A 24,954-nucleotide genomic window follows, 5' to 3' on the forward strand; every position below is an offset into this window, starting at 1 on the left:
GGAGACGTCGGCGGATGCCGCACCCTCCGGGCATTGTCTGCGGCATGGGCAGCCAATGCCACCGTGACCGCATGGTTGGGTCTGTGTTAAATTCGGAGAACGCCGCAAGGTTGGCAATTTGCCAAGCCTATCGGGGCGGTCCGCCGAAACAGGGTCGAAGAATAAGGAAGTGCCGATGCCTTTTCCGGCAGGCACGATCAGGCGTCGCCGAATGGCGGGCAAGGGAGAATGGTGATGACAGAGATGATGACTTCTCGGACTGCGCGGCTGATGGCAAGCGCGGCGAAAGTGACCGGACCCGTCACCGTTAAAACCCCTGAAACCCCTTTCAAGGCGTCGGGCATCCCGACCGCGCAGGGCCTTTACGATCCGCGCAACGAGCACGATGCCTGCGGCGTGGGCTTCGTGGCCCACATGAAGGGCGAAGCGTCGCACTCGATCATCGAGGATGGTCTGTTCATCCTTGAAAACCTGACCCACCGCGGCGCGGTGGGTGCCGACCCGCTGATGGGTGACGGTGCCGGGCTGACGGCACAGATCCCGCACCAGTTCTTCAAGGAAGAGCTTGCCAAGGAAGGCATCGACCTTCCCGAGCCGGGCCATTACGCGGCAGGCTTCCTCTTCATGCCGCAGGACGATGATCTGCGCGCGCACATGAAGGAGATCATCAGCGAAGTCGTGGCCGCCGAGGGGCAGGTGCTGCTCGGTTTCCGCAAGGTGCCGGTCGACAATTCCTCGCTCTCCAAGGCGCCCGACATCGCCGCCACCGAACCCTATCACGAGCAGGTCTTCATCGGCCGTGGCGAGGGTGTGACGGACGTCGAGGATTTCGAGCGCCGCCTCTTCATCCTGCGCAAGGTGATCTCGAACCGTGTCTATGGCGAGAACGAAGGCGAGGACAACGGCTTCTACTTCGTCTCGCTCTCCACGCAGACCATCGTCTACAAGGGCATGTTTCTCGCCTACCAGGTGAAGGCCTATTACAAGGACCTGAGCGATCCGCGCTTCGTCTCGGCGATCGCGCTAGTCCATCAGCGGTTCTCGACCAACACCTTCCCGTCGTGGAAGCTTGCGCACCCCTACCGGATGGTGGCGCATAACGGTGAGATCAACACGCTGCGCGGCAACGTCAACTGGATGGCCGCGCGTCAGGCTTCGGTGTCCTCTCCGCTTTTCGGCGACGATATCTCCAAGCTCTGGCCGATCTCCTATGAAGGCCAGTCGGATACCGCCTGCTTCGACAATGCGCTCGAATTCCTCGTGCGCGGCGGCTACTCGATGGCGCACGCCGTGATGACACTGGTGCCGGAAGCCTGGGCCGGAAACCTGTCGATGGATCCCGACCGCAAGGCATTCTACGAGTATCACGCAGCCCTCATGGAGCCGTGGGACGGCCCCGCAGCGGTTGCCTTCACCGATGGCCGCCAGATCGGCGCCACGCTCGACCGCAACGGCCTGCGTCCGGCCCGCTACATCGTCACCGACGATCATCGCGTGATCATGGCCTCGGAGTCCGGCGTGCTGCCGGTTCCGGAAAAGAACATCCTGCGCAAGTGGCGTCTGCAGCCGGGCAAGATGCTGCTCATCGATACCGAAGAGGGGCGCATCATTTCCGACGAGGAGGTCAAGTCCTCTATCGCCCAGCGCCATCCGTACCGCGAGTGGCTCGACAATACGCAGCTGATCCTGGAAGAGCTGAAGCCCGTCTCTCCGCGCGCGCTGCGCGGCGATGTGTCGCTTCTCGACCGCCAGCAGGCATTCGGCTACTCGATGGAGGATACCCGCATCCTGATGGCGCCGATGGCGACTACCGGTCAGGAAGCAATCGGTTCGATGGGTACCGATACCCCGATCTCGGCGATGTCGTCGAAGTCGAAGATGCTTTACACCTATTTCAAGCAGAACTTCGCGCAGGTGACCAACCCGCCGATCGACCCGATCCGCGAAGAACTGGTGATGAGCCTCGTCTCCTTCATCGGTCCGCGTCCCAACATTCTCGATCACACCGGCGCGGCGCGGCGCAAGCGGCTTGAAGTGCGCCAGCCGATCCTGACCAATGCCGATCTCGAGAAGATCCGCTCGATCGGTCACACCGAGGATCGTTTCGACACCAAGACGCTCGACGTGACCTATGCGGCCGAAAAGGGCGCTGACGGCATGGAGGCCGCACTCGCCCGTCTCTGCGAGCGGGCAGAGGAAGCGGTACGCGGCGGCTACAACATCATCATCATCTCCGACCGCCAGGTCGGCCCGGACCGTATCGCGATCCCGGCTCTGCTTGCGACCGCTGCGGTGCACCACCACCTCATCCGCAAGGGGCTTCGCACCTCGGTGGGCCTCGTGGTGGAATCGGGCGAGCCGCGCGAAGTCCATCACTTCGCCTGTCTCGCCGGCTACGGCGCCGAAGCCATCAACCCATATCTGGCGTTCGACACGCTTCTCGACATGCATTCGCGCGGCGAGTTTCCGCCGGAAGTGGATACCCATGAGGTTGTCACCCGCTACATCAAGGCGATCGGCAAGGGCATCCTCAAGGTCATGTCCAAGATGGGCATCTCGACCTACCAGTCCTATTGCGGCGCTCAGATCTTCGACGCCGTGGGCCTGTCGTCGGATTTCGTGAAGGACTTCTTCACCGGCACCGCCACCACCATCGAAGGTGTCGGCCTTGCCGAAGTCGCGCAGGAAACCGCGCTGCGTCACGCGGCCGCGTTCGGCGACGATCCGGTTCTTGCCCGCAATCTCGAAGTCGGCGGCGAATATGCCTATCGCATGCGCGGCGAACATCACAGCTGGACGCCGGATGCGGTGGCCAAACTGCAGCATGCCGTGCGCGGCAACGCCAAGGACCGCTACAGCGAATTCGCCGAGATGATGAACAGCGACGCGCAACGGATGAACACCATCCGCGGCCTGTTCAAGATCAAGAAGGCCGAGGAGATCGGCCGCAAGCCGGTTTCCGTCGACGACGTCGAGCCGGCCTCGGAGATCGTCAAGCGCTTCTCGACGGGGGCCATGTCCTTCGGTTCGATCAGCCGCGAGGCTCATGCGACGCTTGCCGTTGCCATGAACCAGATCGGCGGCAAATCGAACACCGGTGAGGGCGGCGAGGAAGCCGACCGCTATCTGCCGATCCCCGGTACGACCGACATCAACCCGGAACGTTCGGCGATCAAGCAGGTCGCGTCTGGCCGGTTCGGCGTGACGACGGAATATCTCGTCAATGCCGACATGATCCAGATCAAGGTGGCCCAGGGCGCCAAGCCCGGCGAGGGCGGCCAGCTTCCGGGTCACAAGGTGGACGCGACGATCGCCAAGACCCGCCACTCGACCCCGGGTGTCGGCCTGATCTCGCCGCCGCCGCACCATGACATCTATTCGATCGAAGATCTGGCCCAGCTGATTTTCGACCTGAAGAATGTGAGCCCGGTTTCCGATATCTCGGTCAAGCTGGTCTCCGAGGTGGGTGTGGGAACCGTTGCCGCCGGCGTCGCCAAGGCGCGTGCCGACCACATCACCATCTCCGGTTTCGACGGCGGAACGGGGGCTTCGCCGCTCACCTCCCTGAAACATGCCGGCAGCCCGTGGGAAATGGGCCTGGCGGAGACCCAGCAGACGCTCGTCCTCAACGGGTTGCGCTCGCGCATCGCGCTGCAGGTCGATGGCGGCCTGAAGACCGGTCGCGACGTCATCATCGGTGCGCTTCTGGGGGCCGACGAGTTCGGCTTCTCGACTGCTCCGCTGATCGCAGCCGGCTGCATCATGATGCGCAAGTGCCACCTCAACACCTGCCCGGTGGGCGTGGCAACGCAGGACCCGGTTCTGCGCAAGCGCTTCAAGGGCGCGCCGGAGCACGTGGTCAACTACTTCTTCTTCATCGCCGAAGAGGTTCGTCAGATCCTCGCCTCGATGGGCTATACCCGGCTCGACGAGATCGTCGGTGAAGTCGATCTCCTGGACAAGGATGCACTGATTGCGCACTGGAAGGCCAAGGGTCTCGATTTCTCGAAGATCTTCTACAAGCCTTCGGCGCCGAAACAGGCCATTCACTGGACCGAGCGCCAGGAACATCCGATCGACGACGTCCTTGACCGCAGGCTGATCGCGGAAGCTTCACCGGCGATCAACGACCGCACCAAGACGACGATCGAGGCCGAAATCAAGAACGTCGACCGTTCCGCCGGTGCGATGCTTTCGGGCGAGATCGCGCGCAAGCACAATCACCGCGGTCTTCCGGAAGACACGCTGACGGTCAAGCTCAAGGGCACGGCCGGCCAGTCTTTCGGTGCCTTCCTGGCCCATGGCGTGACCTTCGATCTCGAGGGCGATGCCAATGATTATGTCGGCAAGGGCCTGTCGGGCGGACGCATCATCATCAAGCCCGCGGCTGACAGCCAGATCGTTCCGGAACACTCGATCATCGTCGGCAATACCGTGCTCTACGGTGCGATCGAAGGCGAGTGCTATTTCCGCGGTGTGGCCGGCGAGCGTTTCGCCGTTCGCAACTCGGGCGCCATCGCGGTCGTCGAGGGCGTGGGCGACCACGGTTGCGAATACATGACCGGCGGCCTGGTGGTCGTCATCGGCGAGACCGGGCGCAACTTCGCGGCCGGCATGTCCGGCGGCGTGGCCTATGTGCTCGACGAGAGCGGTGACTTCGCCAAGCGCTGCAACATGGCGATGGTGGAACTGGAACCGGTCCCCGAGGAAGACGACATCCTCGAGAAGCTTCACCACCACGGCGGCGACCTGATGCACAAGGGGCGCGTGGACGTGTCCGGCGACATGACCCGGCATGACGAGGAGCGGCTGTTCCAGCTGATCTCCAACCACATGCACTACACGGGTTCGGGACGCGCCAAGGAAATCCTTGAGCACTGGGCCGATTACCGTCCGAAATTCCGCAAGGTGATGCCGGTCGAATACCGGCGCGCGCTTGAGGAGATGGAACGCAACCGCCTTGGCATGGCAGCGGAATAAGAGAGACTGACGAAGATATGGGTAAGGTAACAGGTTTTCTCGAAATCGACCGTCAGACGGCAAAGTACCAGCCGGCGTCGGATCGTATCCGCCACTTCCGTGAATTCACCATCCGGATGACCGATCAGGAAGTGCAGAAGCAGGCCGCGCGCTGCATGGACTGCGGCATTCCCTATTGCCACGGTCCGACAGGCTGTCCGATCCACAACCAGATCCCGGACTGGAACGACCTCGTCTATAACGAGAACTGGGAAGAGGCGATCCTCAACCTGCACTCGACGAACAACTTCCCCGAGTTCACCGGCCGGATCTGCCCCGCACCTTGCGAGGAGGCCTGCACGCTCAATCTCGAGGATGCGCCGGTGGCGATCAAGACGGTGGAGCAGGCGCTTGCCGACAAGGCCTACGAAATGGGCTTCATCGTGCCGCAGCCGGTGGCAAAGAAGACCGGCAGGACCGTCGCGATCATCGGCTCCGGTCCTGCGGGCATGGCTGCTGCGCAGCAGCTCGGCCGCTCCGGTCACGATGTCCATGTCTATGAGCGCGAAAGCCGCCCCGGCGGTCTGCTGCGCTACGGCATTCCCGACTTCAAGATGGAAAAGCACTTCATCGACCGCCGCATCGAGCAGATGGAAGGCGAGGGGGTTACCTTCTTCTGCAACGTGCATGTGGGCGTGGACAAGACCGTCGAGGAACTGACCGCCGAATACGATGCCGTGCTTTATTGCGGCGGTTCGGAAAACCCGCGTGACGTGGGCATTCCGGGTGCCGATCTCGCGGGCGTTCACGACGCCATGCCCTATCTCGTCCAGCAGAACAAGCGCGTGGCACGCGAAGCCATCGATTCCACCGGCTGGCCGGCGGCTCCGATCCTTGCCGGCGGCAAGCATGTCGTCGTCATCGGCGGTGGCGACACCGCGTCCGACTGCGTCGGTACCGCCTTCCGTCAGGGTGCCGTTCGCGTCACCCAACTCGACATTCGGCCGCAGCCGCCGGAGAAGGAAGACAAGCTCGCCGTGTGGCCCTACTGGGCAACCAAGATGCGCACCTCCTCGTCGCAGGCGGAAGGTGCGAAGCGCGAGTTCCAGGTCGGCACGATCGAGATCGTCGGCGACAACGGCGTTGTCGGTGGCGTGAAGTGCTGCAAGGTCGACGAGAAGCGCAAGCCGATTGCCGGATCAGAATTCGTCATCCGCGCCGATCTCGTCTTCGTCGCGATCGGTTTCCGCGGTCCGATGGAAAACGGCGTGCTGGCCGATCTGGGCGAAAAGCTGAACATCAACACCGACCAGCGCGGTTCGAAGAACGTGGTTGCCAACGACAAGGACTACAAGACGTCCGTCGACAAGTTCTGGGTGGCGGGTGACGTGCGCCGTGGCCAGTCGCTGGTCGTCTGGGCGATCCGCGAAGGCCGCCAGGCCGCGCGCGCGATCGACCTCGAACTGATGGGCGAAACCGACCTGCCGCTGTAATCCTCAAGGTCGATGGAAACGACTGAAAAGCCGGCCCTGCGCCGGCTTTTCTTGTTCTTGTATGACGTTGCAGCTATTCGGCGGTGCTTTGCGAATTGGGTGCGGCGGATACCGTCTCCGCGCCGTCAGCTTCCACCTTCTCGTCCGGTTTCACCGTCGCTGGCGTCGATTTCGGCCAGGCGAAATTGTCGGCGCGTCCGACCGGGGCCTCCGGGGCGATGCCCTGATTGACCAGTATGTCGCGCGGGGTAGGCGTCAGGTTCACCGAGGTCACCGTGCCGCCAAGCAGTTCGGAACCGCCGTCGAGGTCGGGGTCGTTGAGCGCCACGGGGTTGGTCCGGGTCGGGTTCTGTGTTTCGAGCGGCGAAGTCGGGAAGCTGAGATCGGGAAGATTGGAATCGTCGAGATCGGCGACACCGGCGCTGGGTTCCGCGGCGCTCCCGAGCAGGCGGCGAATGTTCTTCTCCACGTAGAACGCCATCTTGCGGCGCCCGGCCTTCGTCACGTTGATGCCGTCCGAACCGCGCAGGCGCACCTGCTGGCCGTTGATGTCCGAACCGGTGAAGATGAACTTCCCGTCTTCATCGACAAAGCCGTCCCAGATGTCGACGAATTCGCCATTGGCCTGCTCGACATGCTGCTTGAAGATGCCGTTGAGCGCCAGCATGTCGGCGGACATGGAGGTGAAATTGAAAGACGGCAGGCCGACCCAGACGAGCGGCTTGCCGCTGTCGGCGACGATCCTGATGATCTCGTCGGTGCGCTTCTCGTATTCGCTGAGCCAGGCTTGCGAACGGACTTCGGCGCGGCCGCTGTCCGTCTTCATCTGCTGGCTGTCGTTGGAGCCGAGCTGAACGACCACGATATCGGGCTGGGTATTCTCGATGATGCCGGGCAATTCGCCGGGCCAGTCAAAGTAATCGTCGCGTACCAGACCGGAGGAGCCACTCGACTGCTCGATGACGACCACGCCCGGCGACTGTTCGAAACTCTGTTCGAGGCCGTCCGCCAGTCCGCCGGCAAGGAAGTCGCCGACCACGAGAACCTTGCGGGCGTTCTCAAGCTTCTCGACGTCCGGTTCGGCCGGAGCGACGGGCGCTGCGCGTCGCACCACGGACTTGGTCGGACGGCTGGTGCGCCTGCTTTTGTTCTGCTGCGGGGCTGCCTCACGGCGGTTCGGCTGGCGGGCGCCGTTATTGCCGCCGAACAGCATCTCGATGAGGGATTTGCGCTCGATGCGTTCCTGGGCGTGCGAGGCCGGAATGCCGGAAACCGCGATGGCGAAGGCCAGCGCGGCAAGGCATGTCAGGCGTGCAGCAAAGCTGATGACAGCCGGCCGGGACATTGAACGATTTCTCCGGTGCGCAGTCGCACTTTCACGTGGCTATCCGGGCCGGGTGTCGGGCTTCTGGTGCCCGTCGCCTAGTTTCCCCGGATTGCCTGGAGAACCTTTTGCGACGGATTGCCATCCTTGGTCAAGCCGAGGCGGGCCTGGAAAGCTTCGATCGCGGCGCGCGAGCCGGAGCCGAAATTGCCGTCGATCTCGCCCTCATAGTAGCCGAGCTGCTTGAGCCTGGTCTGCAGCTCGAACTTCTCCTTCATGTCGAGCGTGCCTTCCGGGCGCGGCCAGCGCTGGTCGACGCCGCCCCAGCCTGCGATCTCGTCGGCGAGCACGCCGACGGCGAGCGCGTAGAGGTCGGAATTGTTGTAGCGCTTGATCATGAAGAAGTTGCGGGTCATCAGGAATGCCGGGCCGTTCGGGCCTTCCGGCATCTTCAGTTCCGCGCGCATGCCGGCATGGGGGAAGCCGCGTCCACTGGGGCGGGTGAAGCCGAGCTGCGCCCACTGACCGAGCGTTTTCGTCGCGCCGTTATATTTGTTGCCGCCGCGCGGAGCGACGGTTTCGTAGCCCCAGGTTTCGCCGGTGCGCCAGCCGTTCTTGTGCAGAAGATTGGCGGCCGTCGCCAGCGCGTCGGGGATCGAGCCCCAGATGTCGCGATGGCCGTTGCGGTCCTGGTCGACGGCAAAGGCGAGATAGCTCGTCGGAATGAACTGGGTATGGCCCATCGCGCCTGCCCAGGAACCGGTCATCTGCCGCGGAGCGATGTCGCCCGCCTGCAGGATCTTGAGGGCGGCAACAAGCTGGGAGCGGGCGAACTTGGCGCGCTTCTTGTCGGCATAGGCGAGTGTGGCCAGCGCGCGCGGCACGTAATGGAGCCGCTCGTGATTGTCGAGGATGGCGCCGTAATTCGATTCCATCGACCAGATGGCCAGGAGTATGTAGCGGCTGACGCCGAAGCGCTTTTCGATCGCGTCGAGCGTGCGGCCGTGCTTGCGCAGCATCTCGCGGCCCTTCTCGACCGTGTAGGGGTTCACGCGGGAATCGAGATAGTCCCATGCCTTGGTGGTGAACTCCGGCTGATAGCGGGCCTTGCTCAGGACTTCGGGGTCGGGATCGACGACACCGGAGAAGGCTGCGTTGTACGTTTCCCTGGTGATTCCGCTTTGCGCGGCGGTCGCGTAGAAGCCGGAAATGAAGTTCAGGAAGTCTGCATCGGCTGACTTTGCGCTCGTCGTGCCGAGCGAAGCCGTAAGGGCCAGGGCAAGCGCCGATGTCGTCAAAAACGTGCGAGCGCGGGGGAACATTTTATGTGATCCTGTGTTTGCTTAAGTGTTGGGGCGGCGTTCCCTCACCATGCCAGCTTGTCGTTAACAGTCCGTTTACCATACAAGAAGGGGTGACGCCGATTTCCGGATTTTTCCGGGCTTTACTCCGCTAAGTCGTGCATCCGCCTGAACATTGCCGCAGGCTGGTGAGGTTCATAATGAATGGGGATATTTTTATGACTGAATTCAAAAAAATCCGGAAAGCAATCCTGCCCGTCGCCGGTCTCGGAACGCGCTTCCTGCCTGCCACCAAGGCGGTGCCGAAGGAGATGCTGACGGTCGTCGACAAGCCGGTCGTGCAGTATGTCGTCGAGGAAGCGCTCGATGCCGGCATCGAACACATCATCTTTGTCACGGGGCGGAACAAGGGCATCATCGAAGACCATTTCGACATTGCATTCGAACTCAACGATACGCTCGAAAAGCGCGGCAAGACCGCCGAGCTGACGGAGCTCGAGGACATGCTGCCGGCCGCAGGCAAGACCAGCTTCACCCGCCAGCAGGCCCCCCATGGTCTGGGACACGCGGTATGGTGCGCGCGCGATATCGTCGGTGACGAACCCTTTGCCCTGCTGCTCCCGGACATGGTGATGCGCGACAAGGTGGGCTGCATGTCCGGTATGGTCGATCTCTATGAACGGGTCGGCGGCAACATCATCTCGGTCGAGCAATGCGATCCGGAACTGGCCCATCGCTACGGCATCGTCGGCAAGGGCGAAGAACTTCCGGGCGGTTTCCGCGTCACCGAAATGGTTGAAAAGCCCGAGAAGGGCACCGCGCCGTCGAACTATTTCATCAACGGCCGCTACATTCTCCAGCCCGAGATATTCGATATTCTGGCTCGGGGCGAAAGGGGCGCAGGCAACGAGATCCAGGTGACCGATGCCATGCTGCATCTCGCCGAGACGCAGCCGTTCTCCGCCTACCGTTTTAACGGCGAGACGTATGACTGCGGATCCAAGGACGGTTTCATCATGGCCAATGTCGCCTTCGCGCTCGCCCGCGACGACATGCGCCCGCTTGTCGCCGACAAGATCAAGGCGCTTCTCTGAGCGTATCGTCTAGCGGCGTACCCGCAATCCAAGCCCGACGCGCGCGGTGTCGGAATCGTCCGCGCCGGGCTGCGTGGTGCGTTCGTAGCCGGCATCGGCCACGAGCGAGAGGTAGCGGTTGATCGACCAGTCGACCTCGGCGGCAAGTCCCAGGCGGGTCTGGTTGTCGGGAGCGGAGGTTCCTTCGAACTTCCGCAATGCCGCCGTGCCGGTCAGCCTGGCAATCACGCTTTCGCGCAGTTCCTGCTCGAGTTCGAGCGAGAGGAGATGGACGACAGAGCCGCTCTGGCCGACGGTCGTCGATTCTTCCAGCGCAGTGCTCAGCGCCGCGGTGAGCGTCGTGCCGCGCATCGGCGACCAGGCAAGCGAACCGTCGATCGAGAAGGCGTCGATATCGTCAAGCGCCGCGTCGTCGATGTCCCGCAGGAGATAGCCGGCGGAAATCTCGCCCGACAGTTTTTCGCCCACCGGCAGCTCCACGCCGGCCCGCAGGCCATAGGTGGTGGCAGACCGCTCGGTGCCGGTGTTGTCGATGGTCTGGTCGTAGCGGGTGCGCGCCAGTGAAGCTTCCACGAACGGAACGAGTGCGGGCGAAAGTTCATAACCGATCCGGCCGCGGATGCCGGTTGTCAGGGTGTTGCGGTCGTCACCCGAGATGACCGTGCCGTTCGCCAGTTCCGCATCGCCAAAAAGCTTGCGCGAGACTTCCGCCGTCGCAGTGCCGCGCAGAGAGCCGAGCCGCTTGGTCAGTCCTGCCGTGGCCGAGAGGATATGAACGCCGGCCTGGGCGGTCGCATTCGCGATCGCATTCGGGTCGGTCCGGTCTTCACGGGAGAAGTCGTAGCCCGCGGTCAGCTGGCCGCTGACCGTTTCGGTGAAGTCGAGATCGAGGAGGGCATCGACCGATGCCGAGGGTTCTTCCTGGCCTTCGCCGGAAATGTTCTTCTGAAAGGTGCCGGAACCGGTCACGGTCAGTTTGTGACGCGCCCAGTCGGATTCGAGAGAGCCTTCGAGCGTGGTCTCGCTGAAGGTCCGGCTGGTGGAGGTGCTGCCGTCGCGCTGGTTTTCATGGGCGATCTTCTGGGTCAGCGTCGGCCGCAGGAGGAAAGTACCGAGCCGGATGCCCGTTGCCCGGCCATCTTCGGGAACCGATGCGGTCTGGCGTCCATCGACGGAGGATATCGGAAGGTTCTGGCGGCCAAAGCCGTTCTCTTCCCGGTCCTGCTCGGCGAGGGCGGCATCGACGCTGGGCGAGCGTGACGGTTCTGCCGCGACGATGTCCTCGCCGCCGGTTTCCGCTGCTGTGATGGCGGTGTCGTCGTCATAGGACGGGACGAGGGGAGGGCTCGTGTCGTCAGTATTGCCGCCGAGCGTCGGCCGCGCGCTCGAAGATCCGGCTGTCGAGGCCGTGCCGAAATAACTGTCGGCGCCATCGAAGCCCGTGCCGTCGTCCGTATTATCACGGATCTCGGCCGAACTCATGTCGTAGAGAGACGAACTCGATGCCGACTGGGCATTGGCAGGCGTCCCGAAACCACCCAGCAGCATGATAGCCGCCAGCGCCACGCCGCTCATCAAGGCGGTTCTGTTTTTGAGGTCCGATTGCAAGTCCCGCACGCCCACTCTGCTAAATCTTTGCAAAGTGTAAATGCTCGTGGTTAACGCTTTCTTTCCAGCGGGCCGGTATGGCGCTTTTCGTCAGACCGGCTGAACGACCGGATCGTCGTTTTCGATCGCCACGATCCGGACGCGCGAACCGACCGGCAGATCGGGACCGCGGACGGTCCAGAGCGTGTCGCCGAGACGAATGCGGCCCTGGCCCTCGGTGATCGGTTCCTCGAGCGTGGCTGTTCGTCCGATCATCTGCTCCATGCGGCGGTTGAGCATGGGCTGATCGGTGTCGCCGTCGCGCGAGGCCATGATCTTCCGGCCGACCAGCGCGGAGACGAGCGAAAGAACAGCAAAGACCAGAAGCTGGATCTGCCAGCTCCATATGGCGGAGTCCCACAGCGCAAAGGAGATCGCGCCGACCACGATCGCCGCCAGCCCGATCCAGATAAGGAACATGCCGGGCACGATGATCTCCGCGCCCAGCAGCAGCAGGCCGAGTATCCACCAGCTCCAGGGGCCGACCTCGGAAATCAGCGTGTCGATCATGGCCTAGTCCTCGCTGGGTGCCGGCATGCTGCCGCGTCGGATGGGCGGAGGGCCGGAACGTGACGGGGGATTGGAGGCGGTGACGGTCTGGTCGCCGAATACCTCGCGTGCGAGCGCTCCTATGCCGCCGAGCGAGCCGATCAGCGAGGAGGCTTCGAGCGGCATCAGGACCACCTTGTGGTTCTTCGAAGTGGCGATGTCGCCAAGTGCTTCGGTATATTTCTGAGCGACGAAGTAGTTGAGCGCATTCACGTCGCCCTCCGCTACCGCCTTGGAGACGAGTTCGGTCGCCTTGGCTTCGGCTTCGGCGAGACGTTCGCGGGCCTCGGCATCGCGATAGGCGGCTTCGCGGCGGCCTTCGGCCTCGAGAATGGCCGATTGCTTGGCGCCTTCGGCGCGCAGGATCTGGGCGTTGCGGGCGCCTTCCGCTTCCAGAACCTCCGCGCGCTTCTCACGCTCGGCCTTCATCTGGCGGCCCATTGCCTCGACGAGATCGTTGGGTGGCGCGATATCCTTGATCTCAACGCGGGTGATCTTGATGCCCCAGGGCTTTGCGGCCTGATCCACGACGCGCAAGAGGCGGTCGTTGATCGCGTCACGATTGGACAGAAGCTCGTCGAGGTCCATCGAGCCCATGACCGAACGGATGTTGGTCATGGTCAGGTTGAGGAGCGCCAGTTCCAGATTGGCGACCTGATAGGCGGCTTCGGCAGGGTTCAGGACCTGGTAGAATGCGACGGCATCGGTGGCGATCGAGGCGTTGTCGCGCGTGATCACCTCCTGTGTCGGAACGTCGAGCACCTGCTCCATGATGTTCATCTTCTTGCCGATCTGGTCGATGAAGGGAACGATCAGGTTGAGGCCCGGAGACAGCGTGCGCGTATAGCGGCCGAAACGCTCGACGGTGTAGGAATAGCCTTGCGGCACTGTCTTGATCCCGGCAAACAGGATCAGGATGACGATCGCGACGATCACGATGACGGTGATGTCGAACCCGTTCAGGGCCATGGCAATTCCTCCCGTGGCGCGTACTTGCGCCTTTGTTCAAGATAGTTAAGCGACAACCTCGCCGCAAGCAAACCGGAAGGCCCGCCGCAAGGCAAGCTGACCGGGTCGCCCGTCAGACCCAGCCCTGCAACTCGCGGCGCACGACGGTTTCGAGGACCCGCATGCCGTCTTCGGTATCGTTCAGGCAGGGAATATGGGTGAATTTCTCGCCGCCATTATGGGTGAAAATCTCGCCCGCTTCGCCGGCGATCTCCTCAAGCGTTTCCAGGCAGTCCGAAACGAAGCCGGGATTGAAGATCGCCAGCCGCTTCATGCCTTGCCGGGCGAGGGCCTCGACGGTCTTGTCGGTATAGGGCTGCAGCCATTCCTCGCGCCCGAAGCGGGACTGGAAACACAGCATCAGCTTGTCCTTCGACCAGCCGAGACGCTCGCGCAGGAGGCGGGCGGTCTTCTGGCACTGGCAGTGATAGGGATCGCCCTTCTGGAAGTAGGAGAGCGGGATGCCGTGGAAGGAGGCGATCACCATCTCCGGCTCCCAGTCGAGCGAGGCCAGGTGCGTCTCGATCAAGCGCGCCAGCGCGTCGATATAGACAGGATCGTCATGATAGGGCGGCACGGTGCGCAGCGCCGGCTGCCAACGCATCTCCATCAACTTTCGGAAGGCGTGGTCGTTGACGGTGGCAGTCGTTGCAGCAGCGTATTGCGGATAGAGCGGGAAGAGCACGATCTTCTCGCAGCCCTGCTTCAGAAGCGCCTCGATACGGCTGCCGATGGTTGGCGTGCCATAGCGCATGGCCCAGTCGACCACCACATTCGGCAGATCGCTCAGGAGCCCGGCCATCTTGTCGGACTGGTTGCGTGTATAGGTGCGCAGCCAGCTTTCGCCGGCCTCGTGGTTCCAGATTTCCTCATAGGCCTTGCCCACCTTCTGGGGGCGACGGTTGAGGATGATGCCATGAAGAAGCGGGTACCAGATGGCACGCGGCACCTCGATGACGCGGCGGTCGGACAGAAACTCGGCAAGGTAACGGCGCATCGACTTGTAGTCGGTGCCGTCGGGTGTGCCGAGATTGACCAGAAGCACCCCGACCTTGCCGAACTGCACCGGTGGGTGGTCCTTGGGCAGCGGGCTCGAAGCTGGGTTTCCGGGGGTGATCTCGGCCATCATTGTATCCGTCCATTGTGTCTGGCGTGAACATAGCCGGACGCACGGTCAAATCAATCCGTTCCAGGCGCGGTGCAACACCGCACCCGAACGGCCGGCGCCCAGGACGGACAACAAGAAAAGCCCCCGCTGGAGGACGAGGGCTTGTCTCTTGGAATGTCCGGATCCGTCGATCCGGCAGTCTGATCTCAGCGCTTGGTGAAAGCGGTGGTCAACAGGTTCTGCTGCGCCTGGACCGCGTTCTGGTTGTCGGCCCTCGGTGCGGCCGTGGCTTCGCGCGGACGATAGATCTCGCGATCAAGCAGGGCAACACGGTTCTGAAGATGCAGCGAGCTTTCAACGAGATCGCGGAACCTCTGCGGCAGATCGTTCCAACCCTGCGCATTGCGGTCGCAGTTGAAGCCGTCGAGGCGGACCTTGGTCTTCTCGGCCATCACCTGCTCGCGGCTCATCTCGCCATTATTGACCGCGCGCTGCAGCAGCAGCCACGAAGCCATCTGCATGAGGCGGGTCGTCAGGCGCATGGATTCTGCCGCATAGAGCACCGAGGCCATGCGCGGCAGCTGCTTGGAGGCAGTGCGACCATCGCCGTCGAGATAGGCAGCCGTCTCTTCGACCAGTCCCATGCCTTCGGCGTAGAGGGACTTGAACTGTGCCGAATTCGCGATGCGTTCGGCGAAACTCACTGTGTTCAGACTGGTCTCGGTCATCTTCAAAATCCCAAACGAACTACTGTTTAACGGCCTACCTGCGGGGTTGTTCCCCATCTATTTATCGATTGTGCCGTGTTGAGATCGTTCCGGCAACCGAATTGTTAAAGAAGGGTTAATGGCCATATCCGGGCATGCGAAACCGCTTCCGCGGCGGTCATAATGGCACGCCGGTAAATCAATCATTCAAGGACGAAAAAAAAGAGCCGCATGGGCGGCTCTCAAGAGTTTAACAGGGAGGCGTCAAACAGCAGGCCCGTCAGGGCGGCTGTCAAATCCAGCAGGACTGGATAACCACAGTAAACACTCGTAAAGCTTAACCGCAGCTTAACAGGGCCGAGTGGCCGCGTAAGAATTTGTAATTCCTGCGTTATTTTTTGCGGAAAATGTCCTCGGCCGCACCACGGCTCCGGGTTTTCGCTTCAATTTCGGTTTGAAGCCGTTCGATTTCCGCCTCGAGCAATGTGATTCTCGCCTGGAGTTCGTCTGCCGACAGCATGGATAGATCGCACCCGATCTCGTGAGTCGCGGGCTTTTTCGGGCGGTCGTCGTCAAAGAGCATTCCGGTTTCCTTCCGCTCATTGCAGTCATGGTTCGCGGTCCGCCCAAGTTTACCGGAACCGGATTGGCGGGTACAGGATTGAGCCTGGGACATGATGCGGCTTTTGCCGCAAGCCGAGACGCAGAGGAGACTGAAATGCGCGCCATCGCCATCACCGAACCGGGGGGGCCGGAAGTTCTGGTCGTGGAGGACCGTGCCCGACCCGAGCCTCGAGCGGGTGAAATCCTGATCAAGGTTCATGCGGCGGGCGTCAATCGTCCGGATTGCATGCAGCGTGCCGGCAAATATCCGCCACCTCCGGGAGCGTCGGACATTCCGGGCCTCGAGATAGCCGGTGAAGTGGTGGCTGCCGGCGATCAGGTTACGAGCTGGCAGGTCGGAGACCGGGTTTGCGCACTCGTTCCGGGCGGCGGCTATGCCGAATATTGCGTGGCCGATGCGCGCAATGCGCTGCCGGTTCCTCGCGGCCTGACCATGACGGAAGCGGCGGCCATTCCCGAAACCTTCTTCACGGTCTGGTCGAACGTCTTCGATCGAGCCGCGCTCAAGCCGGGGGAGACCTTCCTCGTCCATGGCGGCACCTCGGGTATCGGGACGACGGCCATACAGCTCGCCAAGGCGTTTGGCGCAACCGTATTTGCGACCGCCGGTTCCGACGAGAAATGCGCCGTCATGCGCGATCTCGGCGCAGACATGGCGATCAATTACAAGGACGAGGATTTCGTCGAGGTCATCCGCCGCGAGACCGACAAGAAGGGCGTCGATGTCATTCTCGACATGGTGGGCGGCGATTACGTCAACCGCAATCTCAAGGTCGCAGCCGTCGAGGGGCGAATCGTGCAGATTGCTTTCCTCAACGGCAACACGGCGGAGATCGACCTGTCGCAGATCATGTTGAAGCGGCTCGTCTTCACGGGGTCTACGCTGCGGGCGCGAGATGCCCATTTCAAGGGTGAGATCGCCCAGGCCCTGCGCCGTCAGGTCTGGCCGCTTCTCGATGACCGGTCCATCGCGCCGGTCATGGATTCGCTTCTCCCGCTCGAAAAGGCCGCCGCCGCCCATGCGCGCATGGAAGAGGGCGGCCATATCGGCAAGATCGTGCTCGAGGTCGGCTAGACCGGATCAGGCCTCGACCGGCTCATCCGGATTGGCGCGCGGATCGAGTGCGATCGATTCGGGCGTCGCCGAGCGCGACGCCGGGACCGACGAGAAGGTCTCGCGGATATCGGCGGGAATGGCGGCACGGCGGGTGGAGCGGTAGATCGCGTAGGCCGCGACCGCAAGATGGGCCAGGCCGGTGACGAGGAAGAGCCGGTAGGGGGCGCCGCCGGCCATCAGGATGCCGCCGATGGTCGGGCCGATGATCGTGCCGATGCCGTAGAGCAGAAGCAGGCCGCTGGAGACCGTCACGAACTTGTCGGCGTCCGCATAGTCGTTCGCATGTGCCACGATGATCGAATAGAGCGTGTAGGACATCGCGCCGTAAATCGCGATGATCGCGAAGAGTAGCCCGGTATTGGCCGGAGCGAAGATCGCGAGGATCAGGCCTGCGATCGAGGCGATGGCGGCCATGCCGGCAAGCACGTAGCGCCGGTCGAGACTGTCGGACAGCTTGCCTGCCGGGATCTGCATGATCGCACCGGAAAAGATCGTCACCGACATCAGCGTCGCAACAGCGCCGCCCGGCAGCCCGGACTTGGCGGCAAAGACCGGGCCCAGCGTTCCGAAGGCGCCGTTGGCGATGCCGACGAGCAGGATGCCGATGAAGGATACCGGCGAATTCCGGTAGATCATCGGCAGGTCGATGCGAACCTCGGAGAGGGGCGGGGGGCTGGATGCGGTGGAGAGAGCCGTCGGCAGCAGCGCCAGGCAATAGAGTATGCCCGCCACCATGAAGAAGGTGGGCGTCGAGATGTCGCCGAGGGCGATGCTCATCTGCCCGGCGACGATCGCGACATATGTGATCGTCATGTAGAGCGAGAAGATGAGCCCACGGGTCTCGTTGGTGGCGCGTTCGTTGAGCCAGCTTTCGATGATCATGAACGAGGCGGCAAGCGCAAATCCGGTGACGGCGCGCAGGGCGATCCAGGCGACGGGGTTGACGAAAATCCCGGTCAGCAGCGCAATGATCGCGATCATCGAGGCGAATGCAGAGAATGCGCGGACATGGCCGATCCGCCGAACGACGCGCTGCGCGAAGATACAGCCGAGCACGAACCCGGTCGCCCAGGCGGTGCCGAGCATACCCAGCGAAGCCGACGAGAAATTTTCCTCGGTGCCGCGCATCGGGAGAAGCAGGCCATGCAGGCCGTTGCCTGCGAGCAGGAAGGCGGTGCCGAGTAATAGGGCGAAGACGGGAATAAGGTTCTTGCGCATTGTGCTCTGAATTAATCTCTGGTGCTCGCCGAGCCGGGCCCGGTCATGTATGGGTGCCCGCCTTGTTCGCAAAATGCCGCGAAAGCATGGCGGCGGGCAATGACTTTAGGACGGGATTGGGGTAGGCGGTAGGCATGACGACGAAAGTCCCCCGCCGATGATGAAAATCCTGGCACTCCTGATCCTCATACTGATGGCCACTCATCTGATCCGCCCCTTTGGCTTGCCCGGGCTGAGGCGCCGGGCCGACGTCTGGAAGATAGGGCTCGGATTCGCCGTGGCTATGGGGCTGACGGTGCTTCTACGTCCATAACATAAGTCGAAAGGTGCTCGGCCCAGTAACGGTAGCCCGCCGCGTTGGCGTGAAAGCCGTCTTCCGCAAAGCCCTCCACGCTCGGCACCGGCAGCGGTTCGGCGGCCACGGCATGGCGTTCGCGGCACATGCGGAAGCCCATCGTATTGATGATCTGCGTGCGCAGTTTCAGTATCCATGCGAGCACCGGCGGCAACACGGGAACGTCGGGCATGTTGAGAACCGGCGACCAGACGACCTTGGCATCGGGCCAGCGGGCGTGAATGGCGTAGAGAAGCCCGCCGAAGCCCTTCTTGAACTGCATGGCGGTCAGAAAATTCTTCATGTCGTTGGTGCCGACGCAGAGCACGATATGGGTAAAATCCCGTTCCTCGATATTGGGCAGAATGAGATCGCGCAGGTGTCGGGCTTCGGCGGAATTGGCACCCGCAGTGCGCCAGGAAACGCTCTCACCGGTGCGCTGGTGGATGATGTCGGCGAGTTGCGGGGCAAGCGCTTCCTCCACCCTGTCCACGCCGACGCCGGCGGCCGAGGAATCTCCCATGATCAGCAGCCGCCAGTCTGCGGGGCCCCGGTCCGGACTTGTCGCGAGGCTGCCGCGCTGATTGCCGCGCGGCGGCGGCATGCGCGGTGTCGTTCGCCGGATCTGCAGGCCGTAATACCCTGCCACCGGAAGAAGAAGCCAACTGATCAGTCCTGCAGTGAAATTGTTCATGTACCCCGACTCGCCCATGACGAAACTCTAATCCAGCTCAGTCGCAGGATTAAAGCCCGGGCTTGCAATTCAGGTGACAGAGAAACAAAAAACCCGCCGCGATGCGGCGGGTGCTTCTCGCTGTCAACTGAATTTATGCCTCAGGCGGCGCGGGAGGCCTGGTAGATGCTGTCTATCGCGCCGTCGAGCGCGGAATTGAACTCGTCGTCGGACTGGCCCTTCGACATGCCTTCGGTGAGCGCACGGGAGAAGCTGGCGATCATGCCGTCATTCTTCTTCAGGATTTCGTTGGCCTCGGCACGGCTGTAGCCGCCCGAAAGGGCAACCACGCGCATCACACGCGGATCGTCGATCAGCGGCTTGTAGAGGTTCGGCTTGCTCGGCAGCGACAGCTTGAGCATGACCTTCTTGCCCTCCGGCACCTGCGCGAGATGGTTCTGGATGGTGGCGAGAAGGATATCCTCGGCTTCGGCCTTGTCGGCGATCTTGATGTTCACCTCGGGCTCGAGAATGGGCATCAGGCCGTGCGACAGCACCTGCCTGCCGATTTCGAACTGCTGGGCGACGATGGCCTGGATGCCCTTTTCATTGGCGGCGTTGATGACCGAGCGTTCCTTGGTGCCGAAGATGTTCTTGGCCCGGGCGCGGTCGAGAAGCGCGTCGAGGCCCGGCATCTCCTTCATGAGCTGCACGCCGTCCGCCTCGTCGGCCAGGCCCTTGTCGATCTTGAGGAAGGGAACGATGCCGCATTTCTGCCAGAGGTAGTCGGCGGTCGGCACACCGTCGACTTCGCCATCCATCGTGCGCTCGAACAGGATCGCGCCGATCACCTTGTCGCCACTGAAGGCCGGCGACTTGATGATGCGGGTGCGCATCTTGTGGATCTCGGCGAACATTTCCTCGTCGTTCGAGTAGGCGTCTTCCGGCACGCCGTAAAGCTTCAGCGCCTTGGGTGTCGAACCGCCCGACTGGTCGAGCGCGGCAATGAAGCCATCCTTTTCCGACATCTGTTTCGCCATAGCTTCGTAGGTCATGCCTTGATCCCTTGCTGTTACACGGTTGATCCGTGATTAGCAGATGGACGATGCGACCGGAATAGCAAGGGAGATCCTTCAATCGATTGAAAATACATCAATCGTTTGAAAGGCTTGAAGAAAATAGCCAGGTGACGAAAAGCGCCGGTTGCCCGGCCCTCGCAAGGGTCGTCGCAGGGTTGTGCGGATCAGGCCTGAAGTGCCGTCACGCCCGGCAATTCCTTGCCTTCCATCCATTCGAGGAAGGCGCCGCCGGCTGTCGAGACATAGGTGAAGTCGTCGGCCACGCCCGCATGGTTGAGGGCAGCCACGGTATCGCCGCCGCCGGCGACCGAAACCAGAATGCCCTCGCCGGTGCGGGCCGCAGCGTGGCGGGCAGCTTCAACGGTCGCCTTGTCGAAGGGTTCGATCTCGAAGGCGCCGAGCGGACCGTTCCAGACCAGCGTGTGGGCCTTCGTGATCCAGGCCTTGACCGCCTCGATGGTCCGGGGGCCGACATCGAGCACCATGGCGTCAGCCGGGATCGCATCGATGGCGACGATTTCACTCTCCGCCCCAGCCTCGAATTTCTTCGCCACGACGCCATCGGAAGGCAGTACGATGTCGCAGCCTGCCTTCCGGGCGGCTGCGTCGATGGCCCTGGCGGTATCGGCGAGATCGTGTTCGCAGAGCGATTTGCCCACGTCGATGCCGCGCGCGGCGAGGAAAGTGTTGGCCATGCCGCCGCCGATCACCAGCGCATCGACCTTGGCAACAAGGTTCTGCAACAGGTCGATCTTGGTCGAAACCTTCGCGCCACCGACGATTGCCACCACCGGGCGCGCGGGCTGGCCAAGGCCCTTTTCGAGCGCTTCGAGTTCCGCCTGCATCGTGCGGCCGGCATAGGCGGGCAGCAGATGGGCGAGGCCCTCGGTCGAGGCATGGGCGCGGTGAGCGGCGGAGAATGCGTCGTTGACATAGATGTCGCCATTTGCGGCAAGCGCCTTGGCGAATTCGGGATCGTTCTTTTCTTCGCCTTCGTAGAAGCGGGTGTTTTGCAGAAGAAGGACATCGCCATCGACCATCCTGGAGATGGCTTCGGCGGCTTTCTCGCCGATGGCTTCCGGGGCGAAGTGGACGCGGGAATCGAGAACCTGTTCGACCGCGGTCGCGATCGGTTCCAGAGACATGCCCTCGGCCGGCTTGCCTTTCGGCCGGCCGAAATGGGCCATCAGGATGACCTTGGCGCCCTTGGTCGACAGTTCCTGAATGGTCGGGACGACGCGCTCGATACGGGTGTAGTCGGTGACCTTGCCGTCTTTGACCGGCACGTTGAGGTCGACGCGCACGAGAACGCGCTGGCCGGAAATGTCTTGGAGATCGTCGAGGGTCTTGAAAGCCGCCATGGAAACAGGTCCGTCTTTGGTTGAATTTGAAAATCCGGATGTCCGCGAAATCGCATGTCCGGGCATCCCGTGCAAGGCGATCAGGCCTCTTTTTGATCCGGCTTGCCGGAAGTCTGGCGTATCGCCCTGAGACGTTTGCGCTTGGCGAAATAAGTGCGGATGCGCGAGCGGATTTCGGGCAGGTCGAGGAAGATCGGCAGGCTGGTGGCGGGTGCTACCGGCTCCATCGAGACGCCGACCTTGGAAATGCGGCCGTTCTCGTCGGTATCCACCACGATCAGCACGATGTTGTGCAGTCTTACCCGGTCTCCGTAATGAGCCTTGCCGCCGATGCGGTGCTCGATGAGGTCGGCGACCGTCATCTCCGCCTCCGCCTCGGACGCGCTCATCGGTCCGTAGGCTTGCAGGACTTCTTCGACAGGACGGTTGGGGGCGATCTGGAACGTGCCGAAAAAGGCTTCGTCGCTCTCGCTCACGGGCGCCTTGCTGGCGAACAGGCGGTCGATCAGGCCGGAATAGCCGGGGGCGATGAAGAGGTAGACATGATCGTTTTCCTGCAGGCGACCGGCGTACTGGTAGCGCATCGACTTGCCGTCTCGGATCACCAGCGAGGGGTGGGCCCAGCGCGGGATGCGCTCGCCAAGCGCCACCGGGCTGCCGGCCGCCACGCGATAGGCAAGCAGTTCATGATTGGCGTTGCCCGGCAGGTCGAGTTCGACCTTGTCGATCGCCCCGATCCGCGGCGGTATGATCAGCTTGAGCCGGGTCGCAACCGTCTTGATGCTCCAGCCCTGCAGGACGAGCGACATCATGACGATGATGAAGACGGTGTTGAAATAGAGCTGCCCGTTTTCCAGCCCGCCGATGATCGGCACGATTCCGAGCAGGATCGATACCGCGCCGCGCAGACCCACCCAGCCGATGAAGCCCATTTCCCGCTGGGTATAATCGAAGGGCAGGAGGCACAGCCAGACCGCGAGTGGACGTGCGATGAAGACCAGGAACAGGCCGAGCAGCACCGAGGGCAGCAGGATCGTCAGGAACTCGGACGGCGTGGCGAGCAGGCCCAGCACCAGAAACATGATGATCTGCGCCAGCCAGGTAATTCCTTCCTGAAAGCGTGTGATGGTGGTGCGTGCGGGGATCTTGCGGTTACCCGCATAGATGCCCGCGACATAGACGGCAAGAAAGCCGCTGCCGCCCAGAACGCCGGTGACGCCGAAGACCATCAGCGCCATCGCCAGCATCAGGATGGGGGCGAGACCCCGTTCGATATTCAGGCGCTTGAGCACGAAATGGATGATCACGCCGCCGATCAGGCCGCAGACGAAGCCGAGTCCCATCTGTTCGAAGAAGAGAATCAGCAGCTCGAAATCGAAGCCGGCATAGCCTTCGCCGGCGGCGACAAGCTGCACCAGCGCCATCGTCAGGAAGATCGCCATCGGGTCGTTGGTTCCCGATTCGACTTCCAGCGTCGAGCGCACCTTGTCGCGGATATTGATGCCGCCGATGCGCAGCAGGAAGAACACGGCGGCGGCATCCGTCGAGGCGACGATCGATCCCAGAAGCGCGCCTTCGATGAAGGTGAAATCCAGCACCAGCATGGCCAGAAGTCCGACGAGGCATGCGGTCAGAACCACGCCGAGCGAGGCAAGCGTCAGCGAGGGCAGGGCGGCGGTGCGAAAGGATTGCAGCGTGGTGCCATAGCCGGAATCGAACAGGATCACCGCAAGGGCCGTCGAGCCGAGAACATAGGCCAGACCATTGTTGGAGAAATCGATGCCGAGGCCGTCGACGCCGGCGAGCAGGCCGATGCCGAGAAAGAGCAGAAGCAGGGGAGCGCCAAAGCGGAAGGCGAGCAGGCTTGAGAAAGCCGCCAGCAGCACGAGTGCCGTCGCCACCATCACCGCAAGGTAAAAGCTATCCACGTCCTGTCGCCCTCTCCGTTCAAACGTCCTTCGAACAAGCCATATCGGGCCGGCGGCATGCCTTTCCCGTCCGTTCCCTGCCCCATTTCCTGATGGAAGCGCGCTCGCGGGGCGGGTGGAAAATGCGTCGGCCAGTCCGATGAACCCGCATGATCACACGCAATGGTGAAAAGAGTAAGACCGAAAAGCGCATTGCGCCAAGATGTTACGCGAAACGGCGAGGAGTGCTCCCTCATCTCCGCTCGTCGCGGTCGCAAGTCGGTGGTGGAGGGCGGGCACGCGGTGCACGGGGCAGCGACGAACGAGCCGTTTGATCGCCACAGACAAAGAAAAAGCCCGCCGGATTGTCGTATCCGGCGGGCTTTCCAATTCGAGGCTGAAAATCTCTTAGATAAGCTTAGCCATTGCAACCGCGGTGTCCGACATGCGGTTGGAGAAGCCCCACTCATTGTCGTACCAGGACAGGACCGAGACCATCGTGCCGTCCATGACCTTGGTCTGATCGAGCGCGACCGTCGAGGAATGCGGATCGTGATTGAAGTCGATCGAGACATTCGGGTGGTTGGTGTAGCCCAGTACGTTCTTCAGGCGTCCGTCGGCGGCTTCGATCAGCGCATTGTTGATCTCGTCCGGCGTCACGTCCTTCCTGGCGATGAACTTGAAGTCGACCAGGGAGACGTTCGGCGTAGGCACGCGGACCGAGATGCCGTCGAGCTTGCCCTTGAGATCCGGGATCACCAGGCCGATGGCCTTGGCGGCACCGGTCGAGGTCGGGATCTGGCTCATGGCAGCGGCACGGGCCCGATAGAGGTCCTTGTGCATGGTGTCGAGCGTCGGCTGGTCGCCGGTATAGGAATGGATGGTTGTCATCATTCCGCGCTCGATGCCGAAGGCCGAGTGCAGGACATCGACGACCGGGGCCAGGCAGTTGGTGGTGCACGAAGCGTTGGAGACGACCAGGTCGTCCTTGGTCAGCGTGTCGTGGTTCACGCCATAGACGATCGTCTTGTCGGCACCGGTGGACGGAGCCGAGACGAGAACGCGCTTAGCGCCGGCTTCGAGATGAAGGGCGGCCTTTTCACGCGCGGTGAAGATGCCGGTGCATTCCATCACGATGTCGATGCCGAGCTCGCCCCAGGGGAGGTTCTTGGGGTCGCGCTCCGCGAACACCTTGAAGCTGTCGCCGCCTTCGATCCTGATGGTGTCGCCATCGACGGTGACTTCCTTGGGGAAGCGGCCGTGGACGGAATCGAAGCGCATCAGGTGTGCGTTGGTTTCCACCGGGCCGAGATCGTTGATCGCGACCACGTCGATGTCCTTGCGACCGGATTCGTAGATCGCGCGCACGACGTTGCGGCCGATACGTCCGAAACCGTTGATCGCTATACGAGTTGCCATATGCAGTGCTCCTTGTTCGTTCGTTCAGAAGC

Annotated in this window: 18 protein-coding genes; 4 read left to right on the forward strand and 14 right to left on the reverse strand. The window is 62.4% G+C overall.

All coding sequences use genetic code 11. The annotated features are described in order from the left end of the window. The first annotated feature begins 270 nt into the window (after positions 1-270). Both gltB and E2A64_RS15310 read left to right on the forward strand, forming a co-directional pair. Complete coding sequence (gltB, locus tag E2A64_RS15305) at positions 271-4,980, forward strand: glutamate synthase large subunit (protein ID WP_133285528.1); 4,710 nt, start codon at positions 271-273, stop codon at positions 4,978-4,980. A 17-nt stretch (positions 4,981-4,997) separates the two neighbouring features. Continuing rightward, the gene (locus E2A64_RS15310; protein ID WP_133285362.1) at positions 4,998-6,452 is read left to right on the forward strand and encodes a glutamate synthase subunit beta; all 1,455 of its coding nucleotides are present in this window, start codon (positions 4,998-5,000) and stop codon (positions 6,450-6,452) included. Between the two features lie 73 nt (positions 6,453-6,525). Here E2A64_RS15310 and E2A64_RS15315 read toward each other — a convergent pair whose 3' ends face one another. Next, complete coding sequence (locus E2A64_RS15315) at positions 6,526-7,797, reverse strand: SGNH/GDSL hydrolase family protein (RefSeq protein WP_133285363.1); 1,272 nt, start codon at positions 7,795-7,797, stop codon at positions 6,526-6,528. Between the two features lie 77 nt (positions 7,798-7,874). After that, a complete protein-coding gene (locus E2A64_RS15320; protein ID WP_133285364.1) occupies positions 7,875-9,098 on the reverse strand; it encodes a lytic murein transglycosylase in 1,224 nt (407 codons plus the stop codon). Between the two features lie 197 nt (positions 9,099-9,295). Here E2A64_RS15320 and galU point away from each other — a divergent pair, with 197 nt between their 5' ends. Next, a complete protein-coding gene (galU, locus tag E2A64_RS15325) occupies positions 9,296-10,171 on the forward strand; it encodes a UTP--glucose-1-phosphate uridylyltransferase GalU (RefSeq protein WP_133285365.1) in 876 nt (291 codons plus the stop codon). Positions 10,172-10,180: 9 nt separating this feature from the next. On the opposite strand, the gene E2A64_RS15330 is transcribed toward galU, so the two are convergent. The 6 genes from E2A64_RS15330 to E2A64_RS15355 form a co-directional block, all read right to left on the reverse strand. Continuing rightward, a complete protein-coding gene (locus tag E2A64_RS15330) occupies positions 10,181-11,746 on the reverse strand; it encodes an outer membrane beta-barrel protein (protein ID WP_133285366.1) in 1,566 nt (521 codons plus the stop codon). 123 nt (positions 11,747-11,869) lie between these two features. Beyond that, positions 11,870-12,328: an NfeD family protein gene (locus E2A64_RS15335; protein WP_133285367.1), complete on the reverse strand. Its 459-nt coding sequence runs from the start codon at positions 12,326-12,328 to the stop codon at positions 11,870-11,872. Between the two features lie 3 nt (positions 12,329-12,331). Next, a complete protein-coding gene (locus E2A64_RS15340) occupies positions 12,332-13,336 on the reverse strand; it encodes an SPFH domain-containing protein (RefSeq protein WP_133285368.1) in 1,005 nt (334 codons plus the stop codon). 112 nt (positions 13,337-13,448) lie between these two features. Continuing rightward, complete coding sequence (hemH, locus tag E2A64_RS15345) at positions 13,449-14,501, reverse strand: ferrochelatase (protein WP_133285369.1); 1,053 nt, start codon at positions 14,499-14,501, stop codon at positions 13,449-13,451. Between the two features lie 188 nt (positions 14,502-14,689). Further along, on the reverse strand, positions 14,690-15,211 hold the full coding sequence (gene rcdA, locus E2A64_RS15350; RefSeq protein ID WP_133285370.1) for a protease adaptor protein RcdA: 522 nt from the start codon (positions 15,209-15,211) through the stop codon (positions 14,690-14,692). A gap of 370 nt (positions 15,212-15,581) precedes the next feature. Further along, positions 15,582-15,773, reverse strand: coding sequence for a DUF1192 domain-containing protein (locus tag E2A64_RS15355; RefSeq protein WP_133285371.1), 192 nt, complete (start codon positions 15,771-15,773; stop codon positions 15,582-15,584). Positions 15,774-15,908: 135 nt separating this feature from the next. Here E2A64_RS15355 and E2A64_RS15360 point away from each other — a divergent pair, with 135 nt between their 5' ends. Then, positions 15,909-16,889, forward strand: coding sequence for an NAD(P)H-quinone oxidoreductase (locus E2A64_RS15360; protein WP_133285372.1), 981 nt, complete (start codon positions 15,909-15,911; stop codon positions 16,887-16,889). Between the two features lie 6 nt (positions 16,890-16,895). Here the strand turns inward: E2A64_RS15360 and E2A64_RS15365 are convergent, their stop codons facing one another. From E2A64_RS15365 to gap, 6 genes are all read right to left on the reverse strand, one after another. Further along, positions 16,896-18,149: an MFS transporter gene (locus E2A64_RS15365; protein WP_133285373.1), complete on the reverse strand. Its 1,254-nt coding sequence runs from the start codon at positions 18,147-18,149 to the stop codon at positions 16,896-16,898. Between the two features lie 281 nt (positions 18,150-18,430). Continuing rightward, positions 18,431-19,177 (reverse strand): SGNH/GDSL hydrolase family protein, encoded by a 747-nt coding sequence (locus E2A64_RS15370; protein ID WP_133285374.1) that lies wholly within the window; start codon positions 19,175-19,177, stop codon positions 18,431-18,433. Positions 19,178-19,317: 140 nt separating this feature from the next. Continuing rightward, positions 19,318-20,211: a fructose bisphosphate aldolase gene (locus E2A64_RS15375; RefSeq protein WP_133285375.1), complete on the reverse strand. Its 894-nt coding sequence runs from the start codon at positions 20,209-20,211 to the stop codon at positions 19,318-19,320. 188 nt (positions 20,212-20,399) lie between these two features. Then, positions 20,400-21,596 carry a phosphoglycerate kinase gene (locus E2A64_RS15380; RefSeq protein WP_133285376.1) on the reverse strand — a complete coding sequence of 399 codons (1,197 nt, stop codon included), beginning with the start codon at positions 21,594-21,596 and terminating at the stop codon, positions 20,400-20,402. A gap of 80 nt (positions 21,597-21,676) precedes the next feature. Then, the gene (locus tag E2A64_RS15385) at positions 21,677-23,524 is read right to left on the reverse strand and encodes a potassium/proton antiporter (RefSeq protein ID WP_133285377.1); all 1,848 of its coding nucleotides are present in this window, start codon (positions 23,522-23,524) and stop codon (positions 21,677-21,679) included. Positions 23,525-23,911: 387 nt separating this feature from the next. Next, positions 23,912-24,922, reverse strand: a complete 1,011-nt coding sequence (gap, locus tag E2A64_RS15390) for a type I glyceraldehyde-3-phosphate dehydrogenase (RefSeq protein ID WP_133285378.1) — start codon at positions 24,920-24,922, stop codon at positions 23,912-23,914. Positions 24,923-24,954: the final 32 nt, after the last annotated feature.

The sequence above is a fragment of the Pseudohoeflea suaedae genome (assembly GCF_004354915.1).
GTDB classification, from domain to species: Bacteria; Pseudomonadota; Alphaproteobacteria; order Rhizobiales; family Rhizobiaceae; genus Pseudohoeflea; species Pseudohoeflea suaedae.